The following is a 10,609-nucleotide window of genomic DNA, read 5'->3' as shown; positions in this document are numbered from 1 at the left end:
GTTCGTGGTCGTCACCCACCTCCGCGACGGACCCAGACCGGTCGCAGGTGCGCGGTGAATGCCGGGCGGTTAGCCTGTTGTCGCAGGTCAGCGACAGGTCGGGGGTAGGTCGTGGGCATGTTCGGGCGGTACGTCTACGACGGCTCCCGGTGGCACGCGCGGGAGGAGTGGGACGACAGCGTGCAACCCGATGTGTGGTTGACGCTGGATGTGTTTGACAGTGATCTTGCTTCGGTGCGGTACTTCCCGAACGGGCCGGGGGCGGGGGTCGCCTACCTCGGCCACACCCCCCGCGCGTACTTCGGTGAGGACGAAGCCTCCGAGCCGACGGACGTGCGGCGTGAGGCGGCGGGGCTCGCTGCCTGGTGGGCGGCCACCGGTGGGGCGGGCGACACGGCGGGCAAGGCGGACGAGATAGCCGGGTTGCTCGCGGCGGACGACGGCTCCCACGAGGGTGAGACCTTCGTGGAGGACCAAGCCGCGCGTTTCCTCGCCGCCCTCGGAGTGCCGCTGCCCGCGGACTTCCAGGGCGGACCTACTGGGGCGTGAGCAGGACGAGGGGGATCTCGCGGGTGGTCTTCTGCGCGTACTCCTCGTAGAGCGGGAAGATGGCCGCCATCCGGGGCCAGAGGGTCGCGCGTTCGGCCGGGGTCGCGACGCGGGCGTGGGCGGTGAAGCGGCGGGTGCCGACCTGGACCCCGACGCTGGGGTCGGACCGCAGGTTCAGCAGCCAGGCCGGGTCGTTGTCGGCGCCGCCCTTGGAGGCGACGACGATGTAGTCGTCGCCGGACATGCCGTAGATCAGACAATTGCGACGAGCCACCCCGGTCCGGCGTCCGGTCGTGGCCAGCACGAGGGTGTGCACACCGTTGCTCTCGTGGCCGTCGGTACCGCCGGAGTCGATGTACTTGCGGGTGTGTTCCGCGACCCAGTCCCATTGCGAGTCGATCGCGGTCTCGAGGTCGTCAGCCGTGGCCATGGAGCCATCCTCCCAATCCCGTGCGGCGGGAACCGAACGAGGTGACCTCTGGACCCTGGTGCCGCCGCTCACCCCTGCGACACCCTGGTGGCTCGCACACGGCTACCAGGGGGAAGTACGGATGCGCACGCGGATCATGATCATGCCCTTCCTGCTCGTCGGGCTGCTGGTGCCCGGGGCGGCGGCCGCAGCTCAGCGGACCTGGCAGGTGGTCGAGTTGCCGCCGGTCGCGGGGGATTGGGCGAGCTTCGCCAACGACGTAGACGAGCAGGGCAACGCCGTCGGGTACTCCAGCGAGACGGGGTCGCTGGACGCGCATCGCGCGGTGCGGTGGGACCGCGACGGGCGGGCTGTCGACCTCGGCACGATAGGCGGGGCCAGGGCGTCGGCGACCGCGATCGGGCCGCGCGGAGTTGTCGTGGGGCGCTCGGAAACGGCGGCCGGGCAGTGGCACGCGACGCGGTGGGATCGGCGCGGTGCCACCGATCTCGGCACGCTCCCCGGCGGCACTGACAGCGACGCGACGGCCATCGGCGCTGACGGCACCATCGGCGGCAACTCCGGCACCGCCGACCCGAACCTGCGACTGGCCGTCCGCTGGGACCGCGACAACCGCGCCACCGCGCTCGACGCCGTGCCGGGGAGCACAAGGCACTGGGTCGTCGGCGTCAACGACACCGGCATCGTCTACGGCGGCGCCTACTCGGCGGACACAGGCACCCGAGCTGTCGTCTGGAGCACCGCGGGCCGCGCGACCGTGCTGACCAGCCTGGGCGGGAGCAACGACACCATCACCGACGTCAACCGCTACGGTGTCGCAACAGGACAGTCGAACGGCCGCCCGGCCCGCTGGACCCGCGACGGCGCCGTGACCGAGCTGCCCACCCTCGGCGGCCCCAGCGGGTGGGCGGGCTCCATCGCCGACAACGGGACCGTCGTCGGCCGGGCGGACGCCGCGGACCTGATCACCCGGCACGCCGCCAAGTGGGACCAGCAGGGCCGGATGACCGACCTCGGCGTCCTTCCCGGCACCCTGTACAGCATCGCCCTCGACCACAACCGCACCGGCACCACCGTCGGCTACGGCGGCGAGGGCAGCGCCTCGTTCGCCCTGGTGTGGGACAGCGGCACCGGCCCCACCACCCTGCCCAACCTCCCGGGCACCTCGGACAGCCGCGCTACCACCATCACCAACTCCGGCCACATCCTCGGCAACGCGGCCGTCACCTCCGGCGTCCCGCGCGCCGTTCTCTGGCGCTGACACACGAGGGAGTCGAGCGGGGGTGAGCCGAGCGGTGCCCGACTCACCCCCGGGGCTTCACGACCGGCAGTCGTAGAGGGTTTGTGCTTGGCCCATCGGACCTGGTTGCGCCGGTGCGGACTCGGTTGAGCCGCCATAGGTGGCGGGGTCGACCTTCGTGCAGTTCTGCTCGATCCACCGCTGCCGCTGCTGGGCGGCACCACCGCCCGGGAATCCGCCGCGCTGGTTGCCGGAGCCGCTGAGGACGAACCGCAATCGGCCTGACTTGGTCCACTGGTCGAGCTGGTGTGTGTTCGGGGCGTTGTCCATGCCGCTGAAGCCGCCCATGCCGATCACGGTCTCGTCGGAGCCGATGATGAACGCCGACGCGGCCATGGCGCCCCCGTTGACCGCCAGGGTGATCTCGGCGTCGGGACCGGTGCGCTTGGCGTAGTCCAGGACCCGGCGCTGGTCGGCGCTGAGGTCGGCACGGCCGAAACCGGGCATCCCGCCGCCCCCGGGACCACTGGGACCCCCACGACCACCGGGCATCGGGGCGTTCCCCGGTGGCAGACCGCCGCCCGGGAACTGGCCCGAGCCGGGGAATCCAGGTGGCTGAGCGCCGCCGGGGAGGCCACCCGCGCCGGGACCCCTGCCTGCGCCGGGGAAGCCGCCGAAACCGGCATCGGGTGGACCCGCGGCGGGGATCACGCCGTTGCCGCTGGCTTCGGCCGCGGCAGCGGTCGACCACACCGCGGGCGTCAACAGCACCGCCACCAAGCCGATCGCCAAAGCCGGGCGACCCCAAGCCGCGGCTCCGAGCTTGGCCGCCACCAGACCACCGATAGCTGCCACCGCGAGAGCCACCACCACCCACCGCGTCCACCCGTGCCAGGACGGGGTGCGCGACACCACGATGAACGTCCACGCGGCCGTGACCGCAACAGCCAGCGGCAACAGCACCCACCCAGCACGCCAGAACCGCATAAGCCCCACCGCGCTGATCGCGGCGACTGCGGGCGCGAGCATCGTCGTGTAGTACGGGTGGAAGATCCCTTGCGCGAGGCTGAACACCAGCGCGGTGACCAGAAGCCAACTACCCCAAAGGAACCACCCGGCACGCTCGGCAGGGTCACCGGGGACCTCGTCCCGCAGCCTGACCGCACCAGCCACCGCGACGACCACCAGAACCAGCAGCGACAACGGCAACAGCCACGAGATCTGGCCACCGACCGCGTCGTCGAACATGCGCGTGATGCCAGACGGCCCACCGAACCCGGCCGCGAACCCACCACCGGGCATACCACCGCCAGGCACCTCGACACCGCTCGGCGGCTGGAAACCACCACCGCCCGGTCCAGGGCCCTCACCGCCGAACACCCGGCTCAGGCCGTTGTAGCCGATGATCAGATCCCACGCGCTGCCATCGGTACTGCCGCCGATGTACGGCTTCGAGCCCGGCCACCACGCGTGCAGCGCCACCCACCAGAACGAGGACGCGATCAGCACGCCGCCCGCCGCGAGCAGGTCCAGCACCCGACGCCGCACCGGCGCGGTCGTGCCGACCAGGTACGCCAGCGCGACACCCGGCACGATGATCCACGCTTGGAGCATCTTGGTGAGGAACCCGCAGCCGATGAAGAAGGCGCACCACAGCAACCACCGCGTGCGCGCCCCGCTCGACTCCGCCCGGACGCACCGGGTGAAGGCGTACGCGGCCGCAACCAGCAGCAACACCAGCAGGGTGTCGGGGTTGTTGTCGCGGTTGATCGCCACGGTGATCGGGGTGAGCGCGAAGATCCCCGCGGCGAGCAGGGCCGCCCTCTCACCCGCCCACAGCCGCACGGTCCGGTGCAGCAGGAACACCGCGGCAACGCCCTCGACGACCTGTGGCAGCAACACCACCCAGCCGTGCGCGCCGAACACCGCGACCGCCAAAGCCTGTGGCCACAACGCCATCGGCGGCTTGTCGACGGTCACCACGCCCACCGGGTCGAACGAGCCGAACAGGAAGTTGCTGAAACTCGCCGTCATCGACTTCGCGGCCGCGGTGTAGTAGGCGTTGCCGATCTGCCCGGCCCCGATCCGCCACGCGTACAACGCTCCGGCCGCCACACAGATCGCCGCGAGCGCTAGCGCGGGCCATCGCTGCCTGCGTTCGGCAGGCACAGTGGGGGAGTCCGCTTCCGTGATAGCGGCGGTCATGCCTGATCCTTTCGGTCGTTCCCGCGGAACACCCAGCTCCGCAACAAGAGGAAGCGCCCCACCGTGCCCAGCGCCGAAGAAGCAAGCAACACAGCCAACTCCAGCACGCGGGACGGGTGGGCGACGACGAGCGGCAGCACCAGCAGCGCCGCCGAGGTGAAGGCGTAGTACAGGCCGAACACCACGAAACCCTGCAGGTGGGTCTTGCCCCGACTCGTTTCGCGGGCGGCGAAGGTGAACCGCCGATTGGCCTCGGTGTTGAACAGCGTGGTGATCACCAGCGCGACGAGGTTGGCGACCAGCACCGGCCACCACAGCCGGAACAGCCCGTACAGGGCCAAGTTCGCCAGCGTCGACACCGCGCCGATCACCGCGAACGACAAGACCTGCCAGGAGAGCCCGCCCGCGCTGCGGCTGAGCACGGCGTCCGGGTGCACGGCCTGCGGCTGGGGCCGTTGTGGCAGCCCAGCGACGCGCGCTGTGCCGTTGGCCTTGGCGCGGGCGACGCGCACCAACCCCTTGAAGTCGTCGCGGGCGGTGGCGAGGACGTCAACGCGGCTGTCCACGTCCTCGACCCAGTCCACCGGTACCTCGTGCACGCGCAAACCGTTGTGTTCGGCCAAGAGCAGCAGCTCGGTGTCGAAGAACCAAGCATCGTCGCGGACGTGTTCGAGCAATGGCCGGACGACCTCCGCCCGCGCGGCCTTGAACCCGCACTGCGCGTCGGTGAACCGGGCGCCGTGCCAGAGCCTGATCAGCGCGTTGTAGCTGCGCGACACGAACTCGCGCTTGGGTCCGCGCACGGTGCGTGAGCCCGGTGCCAGGCGGGACCCGATGGCGACGTCGGAATGTCCGTTCACCAACGGCGCCACCAGCGGTAGCAGCCCGTCGAGGCCGGTGGACAGGTCGACGTCCATGTACGTGACCACCGCCGCCGTGCTGGCGCCCCACGCCTCGCGCAGGGCGTGGCCCCGACCCTTGCGGTCGAGGTGCACCACTCGAACCCGGTCGTACCGCCCAGCCAGGTCCTGCGCGAGCGCGAAAGTGTTGTCGGTGCTGGCGTTGTCGACCACGACGATGGACCAGTCGAAGGGGAACTGCTCGGCCAGGAACCGGTGCAGCACCTCGACGCACCCGGGTAAGGCGCGTTCCTCGTTGTGGACGGGGATCATGATGTCGACCGTCGCCGTGGCCCTCACCCCCGTGGTCCGGTGGTCGGCGGCGGAGGTCGTCCCGGGTGGTGTGCCGACCGACATGCGTTCTCCCTTCCGGCATACCGCGCGCGGCGGCGGGTTGTCACCGTGTCGGCACTCAGCGTGGTGATCGAGTCGTGAGAACAGCCTTGGCGTCGGCTGAGAGATTCGTGAGAGGCGTTCACAGCGGTGGTGACGGCGGTAACCTCGCCCCCCGACGGGGTTCTGCTGACAGACGAGGGGTGGCGGGCGTGCGGCTGCTCGTGGTGGACGACGACCCCGATGTGCGCGACAGCCTGCGCCGCGGTCTGGAGTTCGAGGGCTACCAGGTCGTCACCGCCGCCGACGGCGTCGAAGCGCTGCGGTTGATCGACACCGCCCGACCCGACCTCGCGGTGCTGGACCTGATGATGCCGCGGCTGGACGGCCTGCAAACCTGCCGCAGACTGCGCGCCGCCGGGGTGCGGCTACCGGTGTTGATGCTCACCGCGCGCGACGCGCTCGGCGACCGGGTGACCGGCCTGGACGCGGGCGCCGACGACTACCTGGTCAAGCCCTTCGCGCTGGAGGAGTTGCTGGCCCGCGTCCGCGCCCTGCTCAAGCGGAACCGGCAGCGCGTGCCGGTGCCCGCGCCCCTGCGGTACGCCGATCTGGTGCTGGACCCGCACACCCGCGAGGTCGTCCGCGCCGGGCACCAGATCGTCTTGACCCCCACCGAGTTCGACCTGTTGGCCGCTTTCCTCGCCGCGCCGGAACGGGTGCTGACCAAGCAACACCTCAAGCACACCGTGTGGGGGCACGACCACGGCACCAACAACCTCGACGTCTACATCGGTTACCTGCGGCGGAAAACCGAGGCGGGCGACCTCCCGCGCCTGCTGCACACCGTGCGCGGTGTGGGTTTCGTGCTGCGCGGGTCGCCGTGAACAGCGGGCGGCGGATGTTGCTGCGCAGCCGGATCGCACTGATCACCGCGTGCGTGTTCGCGGTGGCGATCGCCGCGACCAGCACGCTCACCTGGTTCGCCACCCGGCACAACCTGCGCGCCCAGCTCGACGAGTCGCTGTTGGCGACCCTGCCGCCGCCCGGGGTGAGCCCGCCGCCGGGCGCGCGGATGCCCGAGTTCGGCCTGCTGTGCGCGGCGAGCATCCCTGACGAGGACCTCCAGCGGTTCCTGCAAGGCGTTCAGCTGCTCAAAGCCGATGGCACCACGTGCGCGCCAGCCGGGGTCGACCAAGTCGTCACGTATCCCGGCGACCACGGGGTGCGCGCCAACGCCCTGCGCGACGGCGCCACCCGGTCCGGCGTGCCGGTGCGCGTCCTGCTGCACCCGCTGCCCGACGGTGACGTGCTGGCCATCAGCCGTGGCCTCGGCGAGATCGAGGCGACGCTGGCCAACCTGGCCAAGGTCCTCGCGGTGGTCTCCGTGCTCGGCGCGGTGCTGGTCGCGGGCGCGGGGCAGGTCCTCACCCGGCGCGCGCTGATCCCGATGGGCAGGCTGACCGAGACGGCCGAGCACATCGCCCGCACCGAGGACCTGACGACCCCGGTCGTGGTCTCCGGTCAGGACGAGGTCGGCAGGCTCGGCCGCGCGTTCACCGCGATGACCGCGGCGCTGGCCGAGTCCCGCCGCAGGCAGCGCGACCTGGTCAACGACGCCGCCCACGAGCTGCGCACCCCGTTGACCAGTCTGCGCACCAACATCGACCTGCTGGTCCGCAGCGAGCGCACCGGTCGCCCGCTGCCCGGCGACGAGCGGGCCGAGGTGCTCGACCGGCTGCAGGCGCAGAGCCGTGAGTTCAGCGACCTGGTCACCGAACTGGTCGTCCTCGCCCGCGACGACCGCGAACTGGCCCGCGACCCCGTCGACGTGCCCGGGGTGATCGACGACGCCGTCCGGCGCGCCCGCGGCCGGGCCACCGGGCACGTGTTCCAAGTCGACCACCGGCCCTGGTCGACAACCGGGGACGCCGCGGCCCTGGAGCGCAGTGTGCTGAACCTGCTGGACAACGCGATCAAGTTCTCGCCTGCCGACTCGACCATCGCGATCCGCTCCCGCCCCGGCTGGCTCACCGTCACCGACGAAGGCCCAGGCCTGCCCGCCGAACACCACCGCCAAGCCTTCGACCGGTTCTGGCGCGCCCCCGACGCCCGCGCCCTCCCCGGCTCCGGCCTCGGCTTGGCCATCGTCGCCGACATCATCACCGCCCACGCGGGCACCGTCCGCTTCGCCGCCCCCCACCCCGGCCACGGCGCCACCCTCCGCGTCGAACTGCCGCGCGTGCGGCCCGGGTCAACCGCCTCGGACGGGTAGTCGAGCGCCGACCCGCTGAAGGCCCAGCGGCGCGCGTGTCCGCAGCACGAGGCTGACTACCCGTGCGTGCCCGCGATCCGGAGCGGACCGCGGGCGACCGAGCGCAGGATCCGCAGCGGCCGCTGTTGCTCACCTTGCTGTGCACCGAGGACGACGAGGGCGCCGGTGAGCAGGGGGATTGCCCACTGCAGCGCCCGCAGCTGCCGTTGGGTGCTCGCGACGTCCTCGGGGGTGGCCGGTCCCGGGTCGGTGGCACCCTCAGCCGGGACCGCGCCCGCCGCCGCCAGCTTCGCGCCCAGGTAGCCGCTGTAGGCGGTCGCGGCCAACGCAGCTCCGGTGATGGCCGTCTTGACGATCGTGTTCGCCTTCGTGTCGCGGCGGTTGCGGACGCGCTTTCGTTGTGAGATCAGCAGACCAGCACCACCGATGAGGTGGGTCGCGATGGCCGCGGCGGACACCGGTGACCACTTCGCCCACCCGGACGCGGCGATCCCGGTGCGTTCGGTCGCCTTGTCGGCTTCCGCTGCCGCACCGTTCACCCCGACCGCCCCCATCAGGGCGCCGCCGAACCAGGCACTGAGCCCCACGTCGTGCAGTGAGCGGATGACGGTGTCGCTGTTGTTGCGCATTTCCACCAGACTTCTGGGAGGGTTCGACTCCAGGCGATACCTGGACGGGGGTCCGTTGAACGCGGTCCGCTGCTCGTGGGTACCCGGCGGGCCACCGCACAAACGGCGACGAGGGCTAGCGGGCGGAGTCCTGCGCGCGCAGGGGCGCCCCTACCTCGTGGAGGTGTTGCAAGACGTGGCGGTAGGTCATCAACAGACCGCATTGGGCGTATTCGATGCCGCGCTGGTCGCAGAACTCGCGCACCAGTGGGCGCGCGCGGCGCAGGTTGACGCGCGGGATGCTGGGGAAGAGGTGGTGCTCGATCTGGTGGTTCAACCCGCCCAGGGCGAAGTCCACCCAGACACCGCCGCGGATGTTGCGGCTGCTGAGGACCTGCTTGCGCAGGAAGTCCAGCGCGGTCGCGTCGGTGTAAGTTGGCATCCCCTTGTGCCCCGGCGCGAACGAACATCCCATGTAGACGCCGAACAGGCCTTGGTGCACGGCGATGAACGCGATCGCCACCGGCGGGGACAGCACGAGGAATACCGCGGTCAGGTAGACGACGATGTGCGCCGCCAACACCACCGCGTCCACCCGGCGGCCCTTGATGCCGCCGCGCCACACGGCTTGGACGCTGGTCCAGTGCAGGCTCAGCCCTTCCAGCAGGAGCAGGGGGAAGAACAGCGCGGCCTGGTTCTTGGCCGTCCAGCGCACGAACCCGCCGCGGTCGAGGGTCTGGCCGCGGGTGAAGGCCAGGATCGGGATGTCGAGGTCGGGGTCCTCGTCCTCGTGGTTGGGGTTGGCGTGGTGGCGGGTGTGCTTGCCCATCCACCACCCGTAGCTGATCCCAACGAGACCGCCCATGACCCGGCCGACGCGGTCGTTGGCCCGCCCGGAGCGCAGGATCTGCCGGTGGCCCGCGTCGTGGCCGAGGAAGGCGAGCTGGGTGGACATGACCGCGAAGAAGACCGCGGTGCCCAGTTGCCACCACGAGTCGCCCAGCAGCACGAACCCGACGCACCCGGCCGCGAACACCACCAGGGTGAGGCCGATGGTCGCCGCGTAGTAGCCGTGGCGGCGCTCCAGCAGACCCGCGCCCCGGATGATGCCGGTGAGGGTGGCGAAGTCGCTCGTAGGCGCGGGTCTGGCAGCGGTCGCGGTGGGTGGAGGTGCGGACATGACGAGTCCTTCCGAGTCCGGCGCTGCCGGGGTCTCGGGCAACTGGGTGTCTACTCCAGGATTCCCGTTGAGCACAGTGCGCAAACAAGCGCGACTTCCCCGGTGGCCGGGGTCACGCTCGGTCGGACCCGCGTGGTCCGGGGATGAGGATCGCGTCGAGGTCGGCGGAGCCCGCGACAACCGAGCTCGCCACGACCGCGAGGCGCTGGCCGTGCGCACGGGCGTAGCCGCGCAGGGCGGTGAACGACTCGTCCATCGTCAGGGTGCCGCGCTGGGCGAGGATCCCCTTGGCCTGTTCGATGACGATCCGGCTGTCCAGCGCGGTCTGCAGCTGGGTGGACAACCGGTCGCCGTGCTCGACGGCGCGGTGCTGCAAGATCGCGATGGTGGCGACGTCGGCCAGCGCCTGCCCCAAGCCGAGCCGCTCCTCGTCCAGCGCGCCCGGTTCGGTGCCCAGCAGGCTCAACACGCCGATGGTCTGCCCGCGCAGCCGCATGGGTACCGCGTGCGCGCAGCGGAACCCGCACGCCTGCGCGCCCGCGGTGTACCTGGGCCACCGCTTTCCCTGGACCTCCAGGTCAGCACAGGTCACCGGCATCCCGGTGCGGACGCAGTCGATGCACGGGCCGTTGTCGGCCTGCACCGCGAACTGCTCGAGCAGGTCCGCCTGCCTGGAGGTGCTCGACAGCACTTCCAGGTGGCCGTCCGGCCCGCGCAGGATGACACCCGCGGCCGCCACCGACAACAGGTCGACCGCCCCCGTGGTGAGCAGGTCGAGGAACTCGGCGATGTCGAAATCGGCCACCAGTGAGTCGGCGAGCGCGACGAACGTGCGGGAGACCCGCTGTTCGCGTGTCGGCGCGCCCGCGGTGTGGGGCCTGTCCGGCATG

At 71.3% G+C, this 10,609-nt stretch carries 10 protein-coding genes; 4 read left to right on the top strand and 6 right to left on the bottom strand.

Annotated elements, in window-relative coordinates; translation table 11 throughout:
• The first annotated feature begins 117 nt into the window (after positions 1-117).
• Positions 118-549, top strand: coding sequence for a hypothetical protein (locus tag LV75_RS18000; RefSeq protein WP_253888081.1), 432 nt, complete (start codon positions 118-120; stop codon positions 547-549).
• Here the strand turns inward: LV75_RS18000 and LV75_RS17995 are convergent.
• The gene (locus tag LV75_RS17995; protein ID WP_253888080.1) at positions 536-979 is read right to left on the bottom strand and encodes a nitroreductase family deazaflavin-dependent oxidoreductase; all 444 of its coding nucleotides are present in this window, start codon (positions 977-979) and stop codon (positions 536-538) included. The genes LV75_RS18000 and LV75_RS17995 overlap by 14 nt on opposite strands.
• A gap of 121 nt (positions 980-1,100) precedes the next feature.
• Here LV75_RS17995 and LV75_RS17990 point away from each other — a divergent pair, with 121 nt between their 5' ends.
• Complete coding sequence (locus LV75_RS17990) at positions 1,101-2,240, top strand: hypothetical protein (protein WP_253888079.1); 1,140 nt, start codon at positions 1,101-1,103, stop codon at positions 2,238-2,240.
• Positions 2,241-2,297: 57 nt separating this feature from the next.
• Here LV75_RS17990 and LV75_RS34970 read toward each other — a convergent pair whose 3' ends face one another.
• Positions 2,298-4,424, bottom strand: a complete 2,127-nt coding sequence (locus LV75_RS34970) for an ArnT family glycosyltransferase (RefSeq protein ID WP_301319331.1) — start codon at positions 4,422-4,424, stop codon at positions 2,298-2,300.
• The gene (locus LV75_RS17980) at positions 4,421-5,680 is read right to left on the bottom strand and encodes a bifunctional glycosyltransferase family 2/GtrA family protein (protein ID WP_253888078.1); all 1,260 of its coding nucleotides are present in this window, start codon (positions 5,678-5,680) and stop codon (positions 4,421-4,423) included. The genes LV75_RS34970 and LV75_RS17980 overlap by 4 nt, the downstream gene beginning before the upstream one ends.
• Positions 5,681-5,868: 188 nt before the next feature.
• On the opposite strand from LV75_RS17980, the gene LV75_RS17975 reads away from it, so the two are divergent.
• Positions 5,869-6,543 carry a response regulator transcription factor gene (locus tag LV75_RS17975; protein WP_253888077.1) on the top strand — a complete coding sequence of 225 codons (675 nt, stop codon included), beginning with the start codon at positions 5,869-5,871 and terminating at the stop codon, positions 6,541-6,543.
• A 14-nt stretch (positions 6,544-6,557) separates the two neighbouring features.
• Positions 6,558-7,931, top strand: a complete 1,374-nt coding sequence (locus LV75_RS17970; protein WP_253888076.1) for a HAMP domain-containing sensor histidine kinase — start codon at positions 6,558-6,560, stop codon at positions 7,929-7,931.
• A gap of 56 nt (positions 7,932-7,987) precedes the next feature.
• On the opposite strand, the gene LV75_RS17965 is transcribed toward LV75_RS17970, so the two are convergent.
• The 3 genes from LV75_RS17965 to LV75_RS17955 form a co-directional block, all read right to left on the bottom strand.
• Entirely contained in the window at positions 7,988-8,560 is a 573-nt protein-coding gene (locus LV75_RS17965; RefSeq protein ID WP_253888075.1) for a hypothetical protein, read from the bottom strand.
• A 115-nt stretch (positions 8,561-8,675) separates the two neighbouring features.
• Positions 8,676-9,719 carry a fatty acid desaturase family protein gene (locus LV75_RS17960; protein WP_253888074.1) on the bottom strand — a complete coding sequence of 348 codons (1,044 nt, stop codon included), beginning with the start codon at positions 9,717-9,719 and terminating at the stop codon, positions 8,676-8,678.
• Between the two features lie 112 nt (positions 9,720-9,831).
• Entirely contained in the window at positions 9,832-10,608 is a 777-nt protein-coding gene (locus LV75_RS17955; protein ID WP_253888073.1) for a GAF and ANTAR domain-containing protein, read from the bottom strand.
• Position 10,609 lies beyond the last annotated feature (1 nt).

Origin of the sequence: Actinokineospora diospyrosa (genome assembly GCF_024171925.1) — a bacterium.
Taxonomy (GTDB): Bacteria; Actinomycetota; Actinomycetes; order Mycobacteriales; family Pseudonocardiaceae; genus Actinokineospora; species Actinokineospora diospyrosa.
The sequence above is the reverse complement of the archived record's forward strand: the minus strand, read 5'-3'. Positions and strand labels throughout refer to the sequence as shown.

Bases quoted from the DNA above. Each gene is read 5' to 3' on its own strand.
- LV75_RS34970 (WP_301319331.1), bottom strand. From the start codon at position 4,424: ATGACCGCCGCTATCACGGAAGCGGACTCCCCCACTGTGCCTGCCGAA.
- LV75_RS17980 (WP_253888078.1), bottom strand. From the start codon at position 5,680: ATGTCGGTCGGCACACCACCCGGGACGACCTCCGCCGCCGACCACCGG.
- LV75_RS17990 (WP_253888079.1), top strand. From the start codon at position 1,101: ATGCGCACGCGGATCATGATCATGCCCTTCCTGCTCGTCGGGCTGCTG.
- LV75_RS17965 (WP_253888075.1), bottom strand. From the start codon at position 8,560: ATGCGCAACAACAGCGACACCGTCATCCGCTCACTGCACGACGTGGGG.
- LV75_RS17960 (WP_253888074.1), bottom strand. From the start codon at position 9,719: ATGTCCGCACCTCCACCCACCGCGACCGCTGCCAGACCCGCGCCTACG.
- LV75_RS17995 (WP_253888080.1), bottom strand. From the start codon at position 979: ATGGCCACGGCTGACGACCTCGAGACCGCGATCGACTCGCAATGGGAC.
- LV75_RS17970 (WP_253888076.1), top strand. From the start codon at position 6,558: ATGTTGCTGCGCAGCCGGATCGCACTGATCACCGCGTGCGTGTTCGCG.
- LV75_RS17955 (WP_253888073.1), bottom strand. From the start codon at position 10,608: ATGCCGGACAGGCCCCACACCGCGGGCGCGCCGACACGCGAACAGCGG.
- LV75_RS18000 (WP_253888081.1), top strand. From the start codon at position 118: ATGTTCGGGCGGTACGTCTACGACGGCTCCCGGTGGCACGCGCGGGAG.